Source organism: Pseudomonas sp. GT1P32, from assembly GCF_054897805.1.
This window is the reverse complement of the sequence record NZ_CM142704.1, coordinates 5,024,858-5,045,264: the sequence shown is the minus strand read 5'-3', so window position 1 is coordinate 5,045,264 and position 20,407 is coordinate 5,024,858. Positions and strand designations below refer to the sequence as shown.

Genomic DNA, 20,407 nt, shown 5'->3' with positions numbered 1-20,407 from the left:
GACGATGATCAGTAGGCCGCGCGGTAGATCCTCTCGATATCAATCGCACTCAGTTTGCGTGGATTGTTGCGCATCAGGCGCTCGATTCCCGCGGCTTCCAGGGCCATTGCCGGGATCGCATCCTCGGGAACGCCGAAACTGCGCAGGCCCGGCGGGATTTCTACCGCCGCGCACAGTTCGGTCATCGCCTCCACGGCTTTGTCGGCCGCTTCATTGGCGCTCAGATGAGCGGTCTTCACGCCCATGGCTTCGGCAATATCCTGCATGCGTTCGACGCAGGCCATCTTGTTCCAGGTCATGACGTACGGCAGCAACAAGGCGTTGCTGACGCCGTGGGCGATGTTGAAACGTCCGCCCAGCGGATACGCCAGCGCATGCACCGCGCCGACCCCGGCATTGCCGAACGCCATGCCGGCCATCAGGCTGGCGGTGGCCATGTCTTCACGCGCCTGCAGATTGGAGGGATTGGCGTAGGCCTTGGGTAACGCCTGGGTGATCAACTTGATCGCGCCGATGGCCAGCGCGTCGGTAATCGCTGAAGCATTGAGGGACAAATAAGATTCGATGGCGTGCACCAGCGCATCGACGCCACTGGCGGCGGTGACACTGCGCGGGCAGGTCAGGGTCATTTGCGGGCTGACCAGCGCCACGTCGGGCAACAGATAGTCGCTGATGATGCCCTTTTTCAGCTGCGCGACCTTGTCGGAGAGGATCGCTACGTTGGTCACTTCCGAGCCGGTGCCGGCGGTGGTCGGGATGGCGATCAGCGGTGGACCTTTACGCGGCACCTGGTCGATGCCGAACAGATCCTCCAGCGCGCCGTGATAACCGGCATACGCTGCAACACTTTTGGCGATGTCGATCGCGCTGCCGCCGCCCAGGCCGATCAGCCCGTCGTGCCCGCCTTCGCGGTAAACGCGCATGCAGTCTTCGACGATGGCGATTTCCGGGTCTGGCAGTACACGGTCGAAAATTTCGTAGCTACGCTCCCCCAACTGCGCGAGCGCCAGCTCCACCGTGCCGGACTTGACCAGCGCGGCGTCGGTGACGATCAGCGGGTTGTCGATGTCCAGACGTGTGAGCTCGGCGGACAGTTGCTCGATGGCAGCTGCGCCGGTGATCAGTTTGTGTGCGATTTTGAAAGAGGAAAGACTCATCGTGCGCAGCCTCTTATAGATAGGGGAGCTGGGCACAATAGTAGCTGGGGATTGGGGTTTGTCTGCTATTCAGGGCGTGAATGATCAAACATGGAAACAACACAAATCTAATGTAGGAGCGAAGCTTGCTCGCGAAGGGGCCATGTCAGTCAACATTTATGCTGAATGTGCTGGCCTCTTCGCGAGCAAGCTTCGCTCCTACAAAATCAAAAGCTGATCAGGCCTGGGCGGTGCGCAGTTTCTCGCTGCGGCCACGCAGCCATTCCAGGGTCAGCAGCAGGATCACCGAGAAGGCGATCAGCAGCGTTGCCGCGGCGGCAATCGTCGGGCTGAGGTTTTCGCGGATACCGCTGAACATCTGCCGAGGCAAGGTCGCTTGCTCGGGACCGGCGAGGAACAGCGTCACCACCACTTCATCGAACGAGGTCGCGAAGGCAAACAGTGCACCGGAGATCACTCCCGGCGCGATCAGTGGCAAGGTCACGCGGCGGAACGCGGTCAGCGGCGAAGCACCGAGGCTGGCAGCGGCGCGCACCAGGTTGTGGTTAAACCCCTGCAACGTCGCCGACACCGTGATGATCACAAACGGCACGCCCAACACCGCGTGCACCACGATCAACGAGAAGAAGCTGTTACCCAGGCCCAGCGGTGCAAAGAACAGGTAACTCGCGACACCGATGATCACCACCGGCACCACCATCGGCGAAATCACCAACGCCATCACCAGCGCCTTGCCCGGGAAGTCGCCCCGAGTCAGGCCAATCGCCGCCAGCGTACCGAACACCATCGCCAGCACGGTCGCCGCCGGGGCGACGATGATGCTGTTCTTCAGTGCACGCATCCATTCCGCCGAGGCGAAGAAGTCCTGATACCAGTGCAGCGAAAAACCTTGCAGTGGATAGACCAGGAAACTGCCCGAGTTGAACGACAACGGGATGATCACCAGCACCGGCAGGATCAGGAACAGCAAAATCAAGCCGCAGAGAATCCGCAAGCTGTAGAACCACACCCGTTCGATGGGCGACATGTAAGGACTCAGCATTTCGATTCTCCCCTTAGCTCAGGCGCAGGCGACTGGCGCCCACCAACCAGCTGTAAATCAGATAAAGCACCACGGTCGCCAACAGCAGCAGCCCACCGAGTGCGGTCGCCATGCCCCAGTTGATGCTGGTGTTGGTGTAGAAGGCGACGAAGTAACTGACCATCTGATCGTTCGGGCTGCCCAGCAAGGCCGGGGTGATGTAGTAGCCGATGGCGAGGATGAACACCAACAGGCAACCGGCGCCGACACCGGCATAGGTCTGCGGGAAGTACACCCGCCAGAAACTGGCGAACGGGTGGCAGCCGAGGGAAATCGCGGCGCGCATGTAGGTCGGCGAGATACCTTTCATCACGCTGTAGATCGGCAGGATCATGAACGGCAGCAGGATGTGCACCATCGAGATGTAAACCCCGGTGCGGTTGAACACCAGCTCCAGCGGTTTATCGATGATGCCCATGGCCATCAGGCCGCTGTTGATCAGCCCGCCCGATTGCAGCAATACGATCCATGCGGCGACGCGCACCAGAATCGAGGTCCAGAACGGCAGCAGCACCAGGATCATCAGCAGGTTGCTTTGACGCGACGGCAGGTTGGCCAGCAGGTAAGCCAACGGATAGGCGAGCACCAGGCAAATGGCGGTGATGATCAGGCCCATCCAGAAGGTGCGGGCGAAGATGTCGAGGTAGATCGCCTGATCGGGCGTGGCCTGGGCGATTTCGCCAAGGTCGTCGATGCGGTGATCGACCGCTGCCAGCAAATAGTACGGCGTGATGCTGCTGGTGTTGCGGCGCACCGCTTGCCAGTAGGCCGGGTCGCCCCAACGCTCGTCGAGCCCTTCCAGCGCTTCTTTATAAGAGGCCGGTTCGGTAGCGAACGGCAACGAGCGGGCGGTTTTGGTCAGCAGGCTGCGATAGCCGGCCAACTCCATGTTCAAGCGCTTGGACAGGTCGCCCAGGGTCTGATTCTTGCGCGCTTCAGCGAGGTCTTCGCTAGCCGCTTTGTAAACCGGTTCAGCGGGCAGACCACGGCCGTCCCAACTGGCGATGGCCGCCACGGTGCGCGGCATGCCGCCGACCACTTCCGGGTTACCAACGCTTTTGTAGAGCAGCGCCACGATGGGCACCAGGAACACCAGCAACAGAAACAGCACCAATGGCGCGATCAAGGCCTGGGCCTTCCAGCGGTTGATCCGCTCGGCGTGCTTGAGCCGCTGCTTCAAGGTGGGGTCAGTGCCCGCGTTCAGGGGAATGGCGGTGGCCATGGCGTACTCCGGAAATCTTTGATCGTTACAGAGGAGGCCTCCTTTGACCGCGAGGCCGCCTCTGTTCTTGATAACTACACATCCCCCCCGTAGGAGCGAAGCTTGCTCGCGAAGGCAGCGTGTCAGTCAACATTGATGTTGAATGTGCTGACGTCTTCGCGGGCGAGCCTCGCTCCTACAGGAGTCGATAAGCCCACGGGGTGGTCTTATTTCGCAGCCCAGGAATTGAAGCGCTGTTCCAGTTGCTCGCCGTTGTCAGCCCAGAAGCTGACGTCGATCTGCACTTGGTTGGCGATGTTTTCCGGGGTGGTCGGCATGTCTTTCAGGACGTCCTTGGACAACAGCGGTACGGCTTGGGTGTTGGCCGGGCCGTAGGCGATGTTTTCCGAGTAAGTCTTCTGCTGCTGCGGCGCCACCGAGTACGCGATGAATTTCTTCGCCGCTTCAGCACGTGCCTTGTCCAGGCCTTTTGGAATGGCCCATGCGTCGAAGTCGTAGATACCGCCGTTCCACACGACTTTCAGGTTGCTTTCTTTCTGCACGGCAGCGATCCGGCCGTTGTAGGCCGAGCTCATGACCACGTCACCGGAAGCGAGGTATTGCGGCGGTTGTGCACCGGCTTCCCACCACTGGATGTTTGGTTTCAGCTCATCGAGCTTCTTGAACGCGCGGTCCTGACCGTCTTTGCCGGCCAGCACTTTGTAGACGTCTTTCGGCGCAACGCCGTCGGCCATCAGTGCGAATTCCAGGGTGTACTTGGCGCCTTTACGCAGGCCGCGCTTGCCCGGGAATTTCTTGGTGTCCCAGAAATCCACCCAGCTGGTGGGTGCGGAGGCCAGCTTGTCGGCGTTGTAGGCCAACACGGTCGACCACACGAAGAAACCTACGCCGCAAGGCTGGATAGCGCCTTTGACGTAGTCTTCGGTCTTGCCGAACAGCGCCGGATCGAGTTGCTCGAACATGTCTTCGTCGCAACCGCGGGACAGTTCTGGCGACTCAACTTCTACCAGGTCCCAGGACACGCTCTTGGTGTCGACCATGGCTTTGACTTTGGCCATCTCGCCGTTGTACTCGCCCGCTACGATCTTGCCGTTACCCGCCGCTTCCCACGGTGCGTAGAAGGCTTTGACCTGCGCGGCCTTGTTCGCCCCGCCAAAGGACACCACGGTCAGGTCCGGGCCCGCCGCCATCGCGTGTGCCGCACCGATCATGCCCATGACCAGGGCGGTGAATTTCAGGGATCTCAACATTTATTGTTCTCTCCACGTGCAGGGTTGGTTGAAGCAGGGGGCGATCAGTTCGCCTCTAGAAGTGGGTCGAGCGCGCGAACGTGCTCGACCTGCCAGCCAAGCGGTACCACGTCGCCGACTGCGAGCGCGGGATCGAGCTCGGCAATCGGTTGTTTCACGAAGAAGTCGGTCTTGCCGCAGACTTCCAGGCGAACCCGGACGTGGTCGCCCAGATAGATGAATTCCGCCACCCTCCCTGAGAAGCGGTTGACACAGGACTCGCTCGAACCATTGAGGCTCACGCGTTCCGGACGAATCGACAGCGTGACGGGTTCGCCGGTCTTGCCGACATTGACCGCCAGCGCTTCAACCTTTTCACCGCGACCGAGTTCAACGATGCAGCGATCGCCGGTCTGGCTGTGCAGTCGGCCGTTGAGACGGTTGTTCTCGCCGATGAAGTTGGCGACGAAGGTGTTTTTCGGTTCTTCGTAGAGGCTGCGTGGAGGGGCGATCTGCTGGATTTCGCCCTGATGGAACACCGCCACACGGTCGGACATGGTCAGGGCTTCGCCCTGGTCGTGGGTCACGTAGACCACGGTCACGCCGAGGCGCTGGTGCAGATGCTTGATCTCCATCTGCATGTGTTCGCGCAGTTGTTTGTCGAGTGCGCCGAGGGGTTCGTCCATCAGCACCAGCTGCGGTTCGAACACCAATGCACGGGCCAGGGCCACACGCTGTTGCTGACCACCGGACAGTTGCGCCGGATAACGCTGGGCGAAGGTGTCGAGCTGAACCATGCTCAGGACACGTTTGACCCGGTCGCTGACGTCGCTCTTGTTCAAGCCGCGCACGGTCAGCGGGAACGCGAGGTTCTCGGCGACGGTCATGTGCGGGAACAGTGCGTAGTTCTGGAACACCATGCCGATGTCGCGCTTGTGCGGCGGCACGTTGTTGATGGCGCGCCCGGCCAGGAGGATTTCACCGGCGGTCGGGGTTTCGAAACCGGCGAGCATCATCAGGCTGGTGGTTTTGCCGGAACCTGACGGCCCGAGCAACGTGAGGAACTCGCCTTTGCGAATGTCCAGGTTGAGGTCTTTGACGATCAGGTTCTCGCCGTCGTAGCTCTTTTGCACTCCACGAAAGCTGACCAGAATGTCATTGGCCCCTGCACTTGAATCGACCTGGCTCATACCCACACCTTTGTTATTGATGACTGCTGTGGACTAAGCCTAGTGGACGCTGGGGAGCACGCAAATCGGGGCGCAGGAGAGAATCGCCTCAGCCGGATGGAAGGTTGGGGGTAGGGATTGCCCTACAAGGATGGCGGGATTGGATAGGTCGACGGCGAGTGTTCAGCTGCAACCCACAGGAACGGGCAATAGCTATTTGGCGGGATGTCGCAAATGGATATGCGCATGCGATCTCCTGTAGGAGCCCGGCTTGCCGGCGATGGCGATTTCGAGGGTGCCATCGCCGGCAAGCCGGCTCCTACAAGGGATTGGGGTGTCAGAGCAGTTTGTGTTCCATGGCGTACTTCACCAGTTCGGCCAGGGACGTGATGTTGAGTTTCTGCATCAGCCGCGCCTTGTGGGTGCTGATGGTTTTGCTGCTGAGGGCCAGTTGCTGGGCGATGTCGTTGACGTTGGCGCCCTGGGCCAGGCGTTCGAACACCGAGAACTCACGCTCCGAGAGCAACGAATGCAGCGGCCGCGAATCGGTCAGGCCGACTTCGAAAACCATGCGGTCGGCCAGGTCCGGGTCGATGTATCGACCGCCCGCCGCGACCTTGCGGATCGCCGTCAGCAACAGCGCCGGGTCGCTGTCCTTGGTCGCGTAACCCGCCGCGCCGACCTTCAACGCCCGGGCAGCCATTTGCGCTTCGTCGTGCATCGACAACACCAGAATCGCCGGTGGATTGTTCAGTGCGCGAATCCGCGGGATCGCTTCCAGGCCATTGACGCCCGGCATCGAGATGTCCAGCAACACTACTTCGCAAGGCACATGACGCAAGGTCTCGAGCAACTGCTCGCCATTGCTCGCCTCGCCCACCACCAGCAAGTCCTTGGCCAGGCCGATCAATTGTTTAATGCCTTCGCGAACGATGGTGTGGTCTTCGGCTACCAGTACACGGATCACGGTCTTTCTCCAGATTCAAGATCTATCGCGAGCAGGCTCGCTCCCACAGGGATTTTGTGAACGCCACAGATCCAAATGTGGGAGCGAGCCTGCTCGCGAAGGCGTCAGTAAAACCAACACAAATTCTTCAGGCTTCATCCAACGGTACGCGCACACTCAAGGTCGTGCCCTCCCCCGGCTCACTTTCAAGCGACAACTGCCCGCCCATGATCAACACCCGCTCGCGCATGCCCACAACCCCAAAGGATGTTGGCCGGCCAGTAGCGGCGACAAATCCTACGCCATCATCGCTGACAGTCAGACACAACTCGTCGCCCTCAAGCGTCAATGTCAGTTCAACAGTATGCGCCTGGGCATGCCGCATGACATTGGTCAGCGCTTCCTGAAGGATCCGGAACAAGCCGATCGCCTTGGCATCGCTGAGCACCGGCAAGTTCTCCGGCACTTGCACCAGACACGGAATCTGCGTGCGCGCCTCGAAACGCCGGGCCTGCCATTCGATGGCCGAAGCAATCCCGGCATCGAGAATCGGTGGCCGCAACGCCGTGGCCACATCGCGCACCAGTTGGAACAGCTGAGCGATCAAGCGCTTCATGCTGTTCAAACGTTCATTCAGACCTGGGTCGAGCTGGGCGTAGGCCAGTTCGCACATGGACGTTTCCAGTTTCAGCACGGTCAACATCTGACCCAACTCGTCGTGAACTTCCCGGGCGATACGCGCCTTTTCCTCTTCTCGCACGCTCTCCAGGTGTGCGGACAATTCACGCAATTGCTCACGGGAGCTGGCCAGTTCCAGCTCGATGCGTTTGCTCTCGCTGATGTCCCAGACGATGCCGTCCCAGACATAGGTGCCGTCTTCCAGCTGCCGCGTAATCGCCTTGATCTCGGCCCAGCGCTGATCGCCCTGGCGCGTGAGAATCCGCCCTTGCCACGACCAGTCACTGTCAGTGTCCAACGCATGATCCTGCGTCTGGTGGTAACTGGCCTTGTCGTCTGGATGCACCAGGCTGCGCAGGCCTTTGTCACGATGAGCCAGGGTCGCCGGCGAGTAACCCACCAGGCTCTCGCTGCCCTCACTGATGTAGGCAAAGTCGATCTGCCCTGTCATCGGTGCCCGCTCCAGGCGAAAGACCAATCCAGGCACGTTCGCGGCAATCCCTTGCAAGCGCGCCTCGCTCTCCTGCAACGCGGCCAGCGCACGGCGACGCTCGGTGACGTCGTTGAGGTAGACCACCAGATATTCACCATCGCGAAAACGCAGGAAGCTCAACGAAACATCCGTCGGCAGAATGCTGCCATCGGCTCGCAGGCAATTGGTTTCAAAGCTGAGCGGCCCTTCTTCACTGGCGCGGGCGCGTTTCCAAAGGTTCAGCCAGCGGTCCATGTGCAGACCGGGTTCGAAGTCGATCAACGGCCGATCGATGATGCCGCCCGACGGATAGCCGAGCATGGTTTCGGCGGCGCGGTTGGCATAGCGCACATGGCTGTCCCAGTTGACCCAGAGAATGCCGACGGTGCTCTGGTCGATGGAAAACTGGGTGAGGCGCAACGCTTCTTCGCTGGCGGCACGCAAGGCAATGTCTTCCCGTGCTACCAACAACCGTTGCTCAAGACTGTGTTGCTGCCGACGCTGCCAGGCCACGATCGCCATGCAGCTCAACATCAACACTGCAAACAGCAGACAGAGGTTCTGCCAGAAACCCGGTGACTCAGTCAGTCGCGGGTACTTGGGTTGCAGCCATTGATTGTGCAGTTGCTCCAGGTCCTTGGCGGGGATCGCCCGCAGCGCGCTTTCGATAATGCCGGCGAGTTCCGGCCAGTCCCGCCGTGTAGCCACCCGCAGCAGTTGCGGCAAGCCAATATCACCGACCACCACCAACCCGGCAAACTCCGGTTCGACAGACAAACGTCCCAATTGCGCTTCGTCGACCACGGCATAACTGGCCTGCTGACTCAACAACAGTTGCAGTGCCTGACGCTCGATCGGCACGCCCTGGAGATTCAAGTGCGGGTAATTGCTGCGCAGGTAATCGGCGGTGGCGCTGGGCATGCGTACGGCGACGCGGGTCTGGCTGTCGAGTTTTTCCAGTTCGACCACGCCGGCGCCCTTCTGGTCGCTGACCACCAGTTGTGGCACCCGCATGTATGGATCGGAAAACTGCCACAGGCGCAGACCGCCAGGGGTTTGCGCCAATCCCGGGGCGATGTCGATTTCACCTTCGCGCGCGGCGGCTTCCAGTTGCGCAAGGTCGGGATAGTTACGCCAGCTCAGTTCGACCTTGAGCGCTTTTGCCAGCCATTTCATCAGCTCGACGTTAACCCCGGACAGCCGCTGCAAGCGGCGATCGTATTGCGCATAGGGCACTTGCAACACCAGTCCGACGCGCAACTCATCATGCTGCGCCATCCATTGTTGCTGGCTCGCAGACAACTGCGCGACGTGCGCCGGTGGCGCAGGCGCCGCCCAGCCCATCAAGGGAAACCACAAACAGCCGATAACCCACAGGCAGCAAAAACGCATCATTGAAGTCTCACACACTGACAAATACTGACCAACCCATTAGGCTGCCGGAACCACTTCTGGCCTGGAATATCCGATGCCCCCTGTCTACCGCCTGGCACTGCCAGCATTGTGCCTGTCGCTGATCCTGCCTTGCGCCTTTTCCGTCGAGGCCGCAGACCCGGCACCGGCTGCCGCGGAAAAATCCGCAGGCGAAAAACCGGTCGAACGTCAGCCGCTGCTTGAGCGTAGTCAGGAAGAAGCGGCAGCACTTGAGCGAAAAATTCCCGCTCAGGAACAGCAACAACTCCAGGCCGGCAGCGACACGTTTCTGGCCTTGTGGAAACCGGCCAATACCGCTGACCCCAAGGGTGCGGTGATTATCATCCCGGGCGCGGGCGAAACCGTTGACTGGCCGCAGGCAATCGGCCCGTTGCGGCGCCAATTGCCGGACGCCGAGTGGAGCAGCCTGAGTATCACCTTGCCAGACGTGCAAAGCGATGCCATTGCGCCACGTATCGTTGAAGTAACGCCATCGCCCAAAGCACCTGATGCCGGCAGCAAGGACTCGACCACGGCGGCGCCCATCGAGCAGGCGGCGGGCGGTGAAGCGGAAGTGGCTGACAAGGCCATTGCTGAAACCAGCGATGAACAGGTCAAAGCCGACGCCGAACGAATTTTCGCACGCATCGATGCGGCTGTTGCCTACGCCGAACAGCAGAGCGCTCGCAGTATCGTGGTGCTGGGTCATGGCACCGGCGCTTACTGGGCTGCGCGTTATCTGAGCGAGAGGCAGCCCTCGCAAGTCGAGAAGTTCGCGATGGTCGCTGCGCAGACGCCCGTGGCAGCGAAACCTGGCCTGGCTGAATTGACGCCGACACTAAAACTGCCCACCGCCGACATCTTCTATAAGGACAAGCCGCTGGACCGCAACGCGGCACTGGAGCGCTTGCAGGCCAGCAAGCGTTTGAAGGGTTCGACGTTCAGTCAGGTATCGCTCAAGGCGTTGCCGGGTGACTCGAAAGCAGAGCAAGAGCAGTTGGTTCGCCGGGTGCGGGGCTGGTTGAATCCTCAGGCTGCGGCGGACTGATAGACCGAGTCGCGCCCTTCGCGGGCAAGCCTCGCTCCTACAGGATTTCATCGTACCTGTAGGAGCGAGGCTTGCCCGCGAAGGCGTCATCACTGACGACGCATCACTTGAAATCCCGCCGCTGACGAATCAACGTATAGGCGTTATGCAATTCGCGCGTCTTGTCCGTCGCCTCGCGCACCTGCAACGCCGTCGCACCGCTGCCGGCAATTTTGTCCGGATGATGACGACTCAGCAGGCGCCGATAGGCGCGTTTGATCTGCGCCGGTTCGGTGGTGGCGGACACACCCAACAGCGACAACGCTTCCTGATAAGTGATGGCAGTGCCGGCCGATGATCGCTTATGCGGCTCATAGTCAGACGCCAGCGCCTGCACCTGATACGACGTCCAGCCCAGCCATTTACCCCATTGCCGAATCAGTTCGCGCTCGGCTTGCCCGGCGCGACCATCGGCCCAGACCATTCGCCAACAGGCGCGCAATACGCCTTCCGCCGCATGGGGTTGCTCACTCAAGCGTCGCAGATAACCGCGCAACCGGTCACGGCCCGACTTGCCGCGGTTGAACGCGGCAATCGCCCGACGCTTGGCCGGCTCGGTCATGTCCAGTGCCTGCATTTCCTGGCGTGCCTGCTGGATATGCCCGTCTACCACTCGCCCATCGCATTTGGCCAGCCGTCCCAGTAACACGAACAGCAGCTCATCGTTGCGCAGCACCGGCCTGCCACCGAGCTTTTCACGCAAATGTCCCCACGTATGCAATTGCAGGTGCCGATCCAGCGCCTGCCCCAACAAAGCGCCGAGCATGGCCCCCGGAATGCTGGCAATGGCAAAGCCCGCTCCGGCTCCAATCAGAGTCCCTGGCCACAGCATCTCAGCGACTCGCTTCAATCAGAGTTTCAACTTCCGCCAGACGCTCGTGAGTTCCGACATCCACCCACCGCCCGCTCAGCCGCTCACCCGAAACTTGTCCGGCGGCCATGGCCGTGCGCAGCAGCGGTGCAAGCTTGAATGCCCCGGCGGTGTGCCCGTCGAACAGCTGCGGATGCAACACTGCAATGCCGCTGTAAGTCAGGGTCGGCGAATCTGCCTGACCGTCGTGCACTTGCCCGTCGACCAGCGTGAAATCGCCTGCCGGGTGGTGGCTCGGGTTATCCGCCAACACCAGATGCGCCAGGCCACTGATGGGTTGATGCAAGACGCTGAAGTCATAGTCGGTCCAGATATCACCGTTGACCACCACAAACGCCTCATCACCCAACAATGGCAATGCGCGAAAAATCCCGCCACCGGTCTCCAGCGGTTCACCTTCGGGCGAGTACTGGATGCTCACGCCATAACGCGAACCATCGCCCAGATAGTCTTCGATCTGCTGTCCCAGCCAGGCATGGTTGATCACGATTTCGGTAAACCCGGCAGCGGCCAGCGCGCGCAGGTGATACTCGATCAGCGGCACCCCGCCAGCGCGGACCAGCGGTTTTGGCGTGGTCAGGGTCAGCGGGCGCATGCGCTCGCCTTTACCCGCAGCCAGAATCATTGCCTTCATGCATTCGCTCCAGCACGCAGACTCAGCAACAACACATCCAGCTCCGCCAGTTCAGGACGGCGGGCGATCACTGCTTCTATATAAGCAAAGAAGCGCGGCACGTCGGCGAGGTAACGCGGCTTGCCATCGCGATGGCAGATGCGGGCGAAGATACCGATGACTTTCAGGTGACGCTGCACGCCCATCAGGTCGCTGGCGCGCAGGAAGTCTTCGAAGTCTGGCTGGACGGGAATGCCGAGGGCGCCCGCCTGCTGCCAGTAATCTTGCAGCCAACCGCGCACTCGCTCCTCGGGCCAGCTCAGGAACGCGTCCTTGAACAGGCAGGTCACGTCATAGGTCACCGGGCCATAGACCGCATCCTGGAAATCCAGTACGCCGGGATTCGGCTCGCTGAGCATCAGGTTGCGCGGCATGTAGTCGCGATGCACCAGGACTTTCGGCTGCGCCAGGGCGCTGTCGATCAGCAACTCCGTCACGTTCTGCCAGAGCATTTGCTGCGCAGCGTCGAACTCGATGCCCAACTCACGCTTCACAAACCACTCGGGGAACAATTCCAGCTCGCGACGCAACAGCGCCACGTCATAACTCGGCAGCGGAGCAACCATCGGCAACTGCTGAAAAGCCAACAGAGCCTGCAAGGCATCCTTGAACAAATCGTCGGCATTTTCGCTGTCGATAACGTCCAGATAGGTCTTGTTGCCCAGGTCATTGAGCAAAAGAAACCCGCGTTCGAGGTCTTCGGCATAAATTTTCGGCACATTTATTCCGGATTTCGCCAGCAAAAAAGCGATATCCACGAAGGGTTTGCAGTTTTCCTGGGGCGGCGGCGCGTCCATTACGACGAAACTTTTGCCGCCACCTTCCCAACGGAAATAGCGCCGAAAACTCGCATCACTGCTGGCCGCGGTCAACGTGGCCGGGGGTACGGCGCCCCAACTCTGCTCTGCAAAGAGGATCGCCAACTGCTCATCGAGCCAAACTTTCAGGTGTTGCAAACGTACATCTTGGTCAGGCATTGCAAGGGTCTCCGACGGCGCTAGCCGTCAAGCGGGTCATGCTTTATTATCCAGCATCTTTTTCAGACCATCGAGAGGCGTGCGGCCCACACCGCGGGCAGATGGCACGCAGGAAGCCCGGACTAATAAGATGGCATTGAAATCCCCCGCGTTTCGTAAAAAATTTCCGTTGTTGGTCACCGGCAGTCTGCTGGCCCTGCAACCTCTAGCCACTTCGTTCGTGGTCGCCGCGGAACAGTATGACTGCTCAGTCTCTGCTTCGGGTGCCTGGAACTGTGCGCCCAAGACGTCGGCGGCTGCTTTGCCACCGCGTCCCATCCATGAGGGCAGCGCAGTCTCCGCGACCGGTGAAGCACCAGCCGAAAGCGGCGCCAGTGAAGACACCGGCACCAAGCCTGTGCTGGTCACCGAATCCAAAGGTCGCGCCCTCAAGTCCCGTAGCGCAGACTACAGTCACCTCGACTGGGTTCCGCGTGAGAATCTCACTGCAGCGCAATTGGCCGAAACCGGTCCTTACTGCTCTGGTTCCTATATCGAACCGATTCGTCCTGGCATGAATGACAAGACGAATAAAAGTGACGCCCCGACGTTTGTCGGTGCCAAGGCTTCTCGCTACAAGCAGGATGAACAGATCGCTACCCTGGCCGGTGACGTGGTCCTGCGTCAGGGCAGCATGCAGGCCGAAGCCGACGAAGCGAACCTGTACCAGGCCGAGAGCCGTGGCGAGCTGGACGGCAACGTGCGCATTCGCGACAACGGCGCGCTGATCGTCGGCGACCACGCCGAAGTGCAGCTCGACACTGGTGAGGCCAAGGTCGACAACGCCGAATACGTGATGCACAAATCCCGTGTCCGCGGTAACGCGCTGTACGCCAAGCGTGCCGAAAACGCGATCATCCGCCTCAAGGATGGTACGTACACCACGTGCGAACCGAACAGCAACGCCTGGCAGCTCAAGGGCAACAACATCACCTTGAACCCGGCGACCGGTTTCGGTACCGCGACCAACGTGACACTGCGGGTCAAGGACATTCCGGTTCTGTACACGCCGTACATCTACTTCCCGATCGATGACCGTCGTCAGTCCGGCTTCCTGCCGCCAACCATTGGCAGCGGCAGCGATACCGGCTTCCTGTTGGTCACCCCGTACTACTTCAACCTGGCACCGAACTACGACGCCACGTTGTACCCGCGCTACATGAGCAAGCGCGGCCTGTTGATGGAAGGCGAGTTCCGTTACCTGACCAAGTCCACCGAAGGTCAGTTCGGCGCCGCGTACCTCAACGACGAGAACGACGATCGCAAGCGTCAAACGGATTACGAAAAAACCCGCTACATGTACAACTGGCAGCACAAGGGTGGTCTCGACTCGCGGGTATTCACGCAGGTCGACTACACCAAGATCAGCGATCCGTATTACTTCCAGGATCTGCAGACCGACCAGCTTGGCGTGAAGTCGTCCGATTACGTGAACCAGCAGGGCTCTGTCAGCTATCGTGGCGACAGCTACGTTGCACGCCTCAATGCCCAGGCCTATCAGCTGGCGACCGTAGCGAACATCACACCGTACGACCGCCTGCCACAGCTCACCTTCAACGGTCAGCTGCCAACGCACCCGAACGGTTTGAATTTCGACTACGAAACAGAAATCGTGCGATTCGAGCGCGACCTGAAAACAGGCTCGTTCTCCGATGAAGACGGCAACCTGTCGCCTCGTCTGGACACCAACGTGGCGGGTCTGGCTCGTGCCAACGGTAATCGTCTGAACCTCAAGCCAGGCGTAAGCCTGCCGCTGGACTGGACGTATGGCTTCGTCAAGCCATCGCTCAAATATCAATACACCCAGTACGACCTGGATCTCGATGGCACCGGTAAAAACGATCTCCTGACGAACCGCAATAACGCTTCGGCGCTTGGCGAGTCGTTCGGCAGCTCGCAAAACCGCGGCGTCCCGATCGCCAGCGTCGACAGCGGCCTGTATTTCGATCGCAACACCACCTGGTTCGGCAAGAACTATCGCCAGACCCTGGAACCGCGCCTGTTCTACCTGTATGTCCCTGAAGAAGACCAGAAGGACATCCCGGTTTTCGACACCGGCGAGTACACCTTCAACTACGCGTCGCTGTTCCGCGACAACCGCTTCTCGGGCTCCGACCGCGTCGGCGACGAGAACAAACTGTCGCTGGGCGTGACCAGCCGCTGGATCGAAGAAAACGGCTTTGAACGTCAACGCATCAGCGTCGGCCAGGCCTTGTACTTCAAGGATCGCGAAGTCCAGTTGCCGGGTATCGACGCAAAAACCCGCGACGATGCGCAATCCAATGTATCCCCGTATGCACTGGAGTACGAATACCGCTGGAACCGCGATTGGCGCACAACCGCCGATTACAACTGGGATCCGGACAGCCACAGCCCTCGCTCGGGCAGTGCGATGTTCCACTACCAGCCTGAAGACAACCCGAACAAGGTCATCAACGCCGGCTATCGCTATCGCAATGACCAGGTCCGTTACGACCAGAACACCGGTCAATGGTCGGTGGGCGGTGGTGACTACGGCACGCCGGGCACCCCGGGTTACGTGAAGGACTACTACAAGATCCAACAGCACGATTTCTCGGTGATCTGGCCGATCGTGCCGCAATGGAACGCCATCAGCCGCTGGCAGTATGACTACAACCAGAACCGTACCCTGGAAGCCTTCGGTGGTTTCGAGTACGACAACTGCTGCTGGAAACTGCGCCTGATCAACCGTTACTGGGTTTCCTATGACGAATTCAGTCAGGAAGCTCCGCAAAACGAAAAAGGCGACCATGGCATCTTCCTCCAAATCGTTCTGAAAGGTCTCGGCGGCGTTGTTGGCCAAAAAGTAGAGAGCTTCCTCGACAAAGGCATCCAAGGTTATCGTGAACGTGAAGACCAAGCTTTCTGATTGTCTGCGCCCGCTGATGCTGGGCGCGCTGTTCCTGGGTACTGCGGCGAATGCCGCGGTACAGTCCATCGATAAAGTGGTGGCCATTGTCGATAACGATGTGGTCATGCAGAGCCAGCTGGACCAACGTGTTCATGAAGTTCAGCAAACCATCGCCAAACGCGGTTCTGCTGCGCCACCGGCCAGCGTGCTGGACCAGCAGGTGCTTGAGCGCCTGATCGTCGAAAACCTGCAACTGCAGATCGGCGAACGCTCCGGCATTCGCATCACCGATGAAGAACTGAACCAGGCGGTCGGCACCATTGCCCAGCGCAATAACATGTCGATCGATCAGTTCCGCGCGGCCCTGACTCGCGATGGCCTGTCTTATGAAGACGCTCGCGAGCAGATTCGTCGTGAAATGATCATCAGCCGCGTGCGTCAACGCCGTGTGGCTGAGCGCATTCAAGTGTCCGAGCAGGAAGTGAAGAACTTCCTCGCTTCCGACCTTGGCAAAATGCAGCTGTCCGAAGAGTTCCGCTTGGCCAACATCCTGATTCCTACACCGGAAAGCGCTAATTCCGATGCGATTCAGAGTGCTGCCAAACAGGCCGACGCGGTTTACCAGCAGCTCAAGCAAGGCGCTGACTTCGCTCAGTTGGCAATCGCCAAATCCGCCAGCGAAACCGCACTGGAAGGCGGCGACATGGGCTGGCGTAAAGCCGCTCAATTGCCACCTCCGTTCGATCGCATGCTGAGCACCATGTCAGTCGGCGATGTAACCCAGCCGATGCGTACGCCGGGTGGCTTCATCATCCTGAAGATCCTCGACAAGCGTGGCGGCGAGACCCAGACGCGCGACGAAGTACACGTGCGTCATATCCTGGTCAAACCTAGCCCGATCCGCGACGAAGCAAAAACCAAGGCTCTGGCCCAGTCGCTCTACACCCGTATCGAATCGGGCGAAGATTTCGGCGAACTGGCGAAAAGCTTCTCGGAAGACCCGGGTTCCGCCCTCAACGGCGGCGACCTGAACTGGATCGACCCGAATGCATTGGTGCCCGAGTTCCGCGAAGTGATGGCCAAGACCCCGCAAGGTCAGCTGTCCAAGCCGTTCCAGACCCAATATGGCTGGCACGTCCTGGAAGTCCTTGGCCGTCGCGCCACTGACAGCACCACCCAGGCCCGTGAGCAGCAAGCAATGACCGTACTGCGTAACCGCAAATACGACGAAGAGCTGCAAACCTGGCTGCGTCAGATCCGTGACGAAGCGTATGTAGAGATCAAACTCCCTGGTGCAGACCAGGCAGCGCAGTGAAACCCCAACGTTTCGCGCTGACACCCGGCGAACCGGCCGGCATAGGTCCTGACCTTTGCCTGCTGGTCGCCTCGCAAGCCCAGCCACATCCCCTGATTGCCATTACCAGCCGCGACCTGCTCCTTGAGCGGGCCGCGCAGTTGGGCGTGGTCGTTGATTTGCTGCCGGTGACCCCGGACAGCTGGCCGGATGTCCCCGCGCCAGCCAACAGCCTGTATGTCTGGGATACACCGCTCAATGCGCCGGTGACTGCCGGTCAGCTCGACAAAGCCAATGCCGCTTTCGTACTGGAAACCCTGACCCGCGCTGGTCAGGGCTGCCTGGACGGGCACTTCGCCGGCATGATCACGGCCCCTGTGCACAAGGGCGTGATCAACGAATCGGGTATCGCCTTTTCCGGGCATACAGAATTTCTCGCCGACCTGACGCAAACCGCCCAAGTGGTGATGATGCTTGCGACCCGCGGATTGCGCGTGGCGCTGGTCACCACTCACCTGCCCCTTCGCGAGATTGCCGATGCAATCACACCGGAGCGTCTTGAGCGGGTCACGCGGATTCTGCATGCCGACCTGCAACAAAAATTCGGCATCGCCCAGCCGCGTATCCTGGTGTGCGGGCTCAATCCCCATGCCGGCGAAGGTGGACACCTGGGCCATGAAGAAATCGACATCATCGAACCTACATTAGAGCGCCTGCGTGGCGAAGGCATGGACCTTCGCGGTCCCCTGCCCGCCGACACTCTGTTTACCCCCAAATATCTGGAGCACTGCGACGCGGTGCTGGCGATGTACCACGACCAGGGCTTGCCCGTGCTGAAATACAAAGGCTTCGGCGCAGCAGTCAACGTGACCCTCGGCTTGCCGATCATCCGCACGTCGGTCGACCACGGCACTGCCCTGGACCTGGCCGGCAGCGGCAACATCGACACCGGCAGCCTGCAAGTCGCCCTGGAAACCGCCTACCAGATGGCCGAGACCCGTTTATGACCGAGCATTACCAACACAAGGCGCGCAAACGCTTTGGCCAGAATTTCCTGCACGATGCCGGCGTTATCGACCGCATCCTGCGCTCCATCCATGCCAAACCCGAAGACCGCCTGCTGGAAATCGGTCCGGGCCAGGGCGCGCTGACCCAAGGCCTGCTGAACAGCGGTGCCCAGCTGGACGTAGTAGAGCTGGATAAAGACCTGATCCCGATCCTCAACCAGCAGTTCGCCGGCAAGAGCAATTTCAACCTGCACCAGGGCGATGCGCTGAAGTTCGACTTCAACAGCCTGAACGCCGCCCCGAACAGCCTGCGCGTGGTGGGCAACCTGCCGTACAACATCTCCACACCGCTGATTTTCCACCTGCTGCATAACGCGAGCATCATTCGCGACATGCACTTCATGCTGCAGAAAGAAGTGGTCGAGCGTCTGGCGGCAGGCCCTGGCGGCGGTGACTGGGGTCGTCTGTCGATCATGGTTCAGTACCATTGTCGTGTAGAGCACCTGTTCAACGTTGGCCCCGGCGCATTCAACCCGCCGCCGAAAGTCGATTCTGCCATCGTGCGCCTGGTGCCTCACGCCGTACTGCCGCACCCGGCCAAGGATCACCGCTTGCTGGAGCGCGTCGTGCGCGAAGCCTTCAACCAGCGCCGCAAGACCCTGCGCAACACCCTCAAGTTGCTGCTGAGCAACGACGAAATCACCGCCGCCGGTGTCGACGGCAGCCTGCGCCCGGAGCAGCTCGATCTGGCCGCCTTCGTACGCTTGGCCGACAAGCTCAGCGAACAAGTCCTACAGAAGCCTGCCGCCGACTGACAGGCAACAAGCGTTATCGGGTAGGACACCAGCCCTCATGTCTGGTTTACTACCCGATACTTGGCCTAGACTGAGTTCCATCAGCTACGCCCCGCGTCCCGCTTCGTTTTTAAGGCCTCTTGAATGTCCGATCCTCGTTATCAGGTCGACGTCAGCGTCGTCACCCGTTATCTGGCAGAACAATCGCAACCCGAGCAAAACCGCTTTGCCTTCGCTTACACCATCACCGTGCACAACAATGGCGAATTACCGGCCAAGCTGTTGTCGCGGCACTGGGTGATCACCGATGGTGACGGGCATGTCGAGGAGGTTCGCGGTGCCGGCGTGGTTGGCCAACAGCCGTTGATCAAGGCAGGCGAGAGCCATACCTATAGCAGCGGCACGGTGATGACGACCAAGGTCGGCAACATGCAAGGCAGCTATCAAATGATTGCCGATGACGGCAAACACTTCGACGCCATCATCGCTCCATTCCGCCTGGCGGTGCCCGGAGCCCTGCACTGATGGCGACGTATGCCGTTGGCGACCTGCAAGGTTGCCTCGAACCGTTGAAATGCCTGCTCAAGCAAGTTGCCTTCGACCCTGCCCGGGACAAACTGTGGCTGGTGGGCGATCTGGTCAACCGTGGCCCGCAGTCGCTGGAAACCTTGCGCTTCCTCTATAGCATTCGCGAATCACTGGTGTGCGTGCTCGGCAACCACGATCTTCATCTGCTGGCCGCCGGGCATAACATCGAACGCCTGAAGAAAGCCGACACCCTGCGCGAGATTCTCGAAGCACCGGATCGTGTGGAACTGCTGGAATGGGTGCGCCAGCAAAAGCTCATGCATTACGACGAGCAGCGCAACATCGCCCTCGTCCACGCCGGTATACCCCCGCAATGGTCGCTGCGCAAAGCCCTGAAGTGCGCTGCCGAAGTCGAAGAGGCCCTGCGCGACGACAATCGCTTCGCGCCTTATCTCGACGGCATGTACGGCAACGAACCGCTGAAATGGGACGGCGATCTCAAAGGCGTGACCCGCCTGCGCGTGATCACCAACTATTTCACCCGCATGCGTTTCTGCACCAGCGAAGGCAAACTCGACCTCAAGGGCAAGGAAGGTGTCGACACCGCACTGCCGGGGTATGCGCCGTGGTTCACTTACAAGGAGCGCAAGACCAGGGACGTGAAGATCATCTTCGGCCACTGGGCAGCGCTCGAAGGCCAGTGCAACGAGCCAGGCATCTTCGCCCTCGACACCGGTTGCGTCTGGGGCGGTTCGATGACCCTGATGAACGTCGACACACTTGAGCGCCTGCAGTGCAAATGCGACGAGCATGGCCACACCTTCCTGCCGTCAGTCGCCTCCCCTATTTCCGAACAAACGTCAGCCGGCGCCCAGCGCTAGACTGCGCTTTCAGCCGA

Annotated in this window: 17 protein-coding genes; 7 read left to right on the top strand and 10 right to left on the bottom strand. The window is 60.2% G+C overall.

Going from position 1 to position 20,407, the window contains the following annotated elements; genetic code table 11:
- Positions 1-8: 8 nt before the first annotated feature.
- The 7 genes from ACYZUC_RS23045 to ACYZUC_RS23015 all read right to left on the bottom strand — a co-directional run bounded on the left by ACYZUC_RS23045 (position 9) and on the right by ACYZUC_RS23015 (position 9,349).
- Positions 9-1,157, bottom strand: a complete 1,149-nt coding sequence (locus ACYZUC_RS23045) for an iron-containing alcohol dehydrogenase (RefSeq protein WP_461990617.1) — start codon at positions 1,155-1,157, stop codon at positions 9-11.
- A gap of 217 nt (positions 1,158-1,374) precedes the next feature.
- Positions 1,375-2,199, bottom strand: coding sequence for an ABC transporter permease (locus ACYZUC_RS23040; RefSeq protein WP_192416834.1), 825 nt, complete (start codon positions 2,197-2,199; stop codon positions 1,375-1,377).
- Positions 2,200-2,212: 13 nt separating this feature from the next.
- Positions 2,213-3,460 carry an ABC transporter permease gene (locus tag ACYZUC_RS23035; protein ID WP_461990615.1) on the bottom strand — a complete coding sequence of 416 codons (1,248 nt, stop codon included), beginning with the start codon at positions 3,458-3,460 and terminating at the stop codon, positions 2,213-2,215.
- 206 nt (positions 3,461-3,666) lie between these two features.
- Positions 3,667-4,710 (bottom strand): ABC transporter substrate-binding protein, encoded by a 1,044-nt coding sequence (locus ACYZUC_RS23030; RefSeq protein ID WP_008035977.1) that lies wholly within the window; start codon positions 4,708-4,710, stop codon positions 3,667-3,669.
- Between the two features lie 44 nt (positions 4,711-4,754).
- Positions 4,755-5,879 (bottom strand): ABC transporter ATP-binding protein, encoded by a 1,125-nt coding sequence (locus tag ACYZUC_RS23025; RefSeq protein ID WP_461990612.1) that lies wholly within the window; start codon positions 5,877-5,879, stop codon positions 4,755-4,757.
- Positions 5,880-6,195: 316 nt separating this feature from the next.
- On the bottom strand, positions 6,196-6,825 hold the full coding sequence (locus tag ACYZUC_RS23020) for a response regulator (protein WP_003210977.1): 630 nt from the start codon (positions 6,823-6,825) through the stop codon (positions 6,196-6,198).
- Between the two features lie 127 nt (positions 6,826-6,952).
- Positions 6,953-9,349, bottom strand: a complete 2,397-nt coding sequence (locus ACYZUC_RS23015; protein WP_461990610.1) for a PAS domain-containing sensor histidine kinase — start codon at positions 9,347-9,349, stop codon at positions 6,953-6,955.
- A gap of 73 nt (positions 9,350-9,422) precedes the next feature.
- On the opposite strand from ACYZUC_RS23015, the gene ACYZUC_RS23010 reads away from it, so the two are divergent.
- Positions 9,423-10,415, top strand: coding sequence for an alpha/beta hydrolase family protein (locus ACYZUC_RS23010; protein ID WP_461990608.1), 993 nt, complete (start codon positions 9,423-9,425; stop codon positions 10,413-10,415).
- A 103-nt stretch (positions 10,416-10,518) separates the two neighbouring features.
- Here the strand turns inward: ACYZUC_RS23010 and ACYZUC_RS23005 are convergent, their stop codons facing one another.
- From ACYZUC_RS23005 to ACYZUC_RS22995, 3 genes are read right to left on the bottom strand one after another with little or no spacing between them, the layout of a single operon-like run.
- Positions 10,519-11,286, bottom strand: coding sequence for a TerB family tellurite resistance protein (locus ACYZUC_RS23005; protein ID WP_461996748.1), 768 nt, complete (start codon positions 11,284-11,286; stop codon positions 10,519-10,521).
- A 1-nt stretch (position 11,287) separates the two neighbouring features.
- Entirely contained in the window at positions 11,288-11,959 is a 672-nt protein-coding gene (murU, locus tag ACYZUC_RS23000) for an N-acetylmuramate alpha-1-phosphate uridylyltransferase MurU (RefSeq protein WP_461990606.1), read from the bottom strand.
- Positions 11,956-12,975 carry an aminoglycoside phosphotransferase family protein gene (locus ACYZUC_RS22995; RefSeq protein WP_461990604.1) on the bottom strand — a complete coding sequence of 340 codons (1,020 nt, stop codon included), beginning with the start codon at positions 12,973-12,975 and terminating at the stop codon, positions 11,956-11,958. The genes murU and ACYZUC_RS22995 overlap by 4 nt, the downstream gene beginning before the upstream one ends.
- A gap of 130 nt (positions 12,976-13,105) precedes the next feature.
- On the opposite strand from ACYZUC_RS22995, the gene ACYZUC_RS22990 reads away from it, so the two are divergent.
- The 6 genes from ACYZUC_RS22990 (at position 13,106) to ACYZUC_RS22965 (ending at position 20,390) form a co-directional block, all read left to right on the top strand.
- Positions 13,106-15,904 (top strand): LPS-assembly protein LptD, encoded by a 2,799-nt coding sequence (locus ACYZUC_RS22990; protein WP_461990602.1) that lies wholly within the window; start codon positions 13,106-13,108, stop codon positions 15,902-15,904.
- Positions 15,885-17,201, top strand: a complete 1,317-nt coding sequence (gene surA / locus ACYZUC_RS22985) for a peptidylprolyl isomerase SurA (protein ID WP_192229280.1) — start codon at positions 15,885-15,887, stop codon at positions 17,199-17,201. The genes ACYZUC_RS22990 and surA overlap by 20 nt, the downstream gene beginning before the upstream one ends.
- On the top strand, positions 17,198-18,187 hold the full coding sequence (gene pdxA / locus ACYZUC_RS22980; protein ID WP_461990600.1) for a 4-hydroxythreonine-4-phosphate dehydrogenase PdxA: 990 nt from the start codon (positions 17,198-17,200) through the stop codon (positions 18,185-18,187). The genes surA and pdxA overlap by 4 nt, the downstream gene beginning before the upstream one ends.
- Positions 18,184-19,002, top strand: coding sequence for a 16S rRNA (adenine(1518)-N(6)/adenine(1519)-N(6))-dimethyltransferase RsmA (gene rsmA / locus ACYZUC_RS22975; RefSeq protein ID WP_461990598.1), 819 nt, complete (start codon positions 18,184-18,186; stop codon positions 19,000-19,002). Before pdxA ends, rsmA begins: the two co-directional genes overlap by 4 nt.
- A 123-nt stretch (positions 19,003-19,125) precedes the next feature.
- Positions 19,126-19,506, top strand: a complete 381-nt coding sequence (apaG, locus tag ACYZUC_RS22970; RefSeq protein WP_461990596.1) for a Co2+/Mg2+ efflux protein ApaG — start codon at positions 19,126-19,128, stop codon at positions 19,504-19,506.
- Positions 19,506-20,390, top strand: a complete 885-nt coding sequence (locus ACYZUC_RS22965) for a symmetrical bis(5'-nucleosyl)-tetraphosphatase (protein ID WP_461990594.1) — start codon at positions 19,506-19,508, stop codon at positions 20,388-20,390. Before apaG ends, ACYZUC_RS22965 begins: the two co-directional genes overlap by 1 nt.
- Positions 20,391-20,407 lie beyond the last annotated feature (17 nt).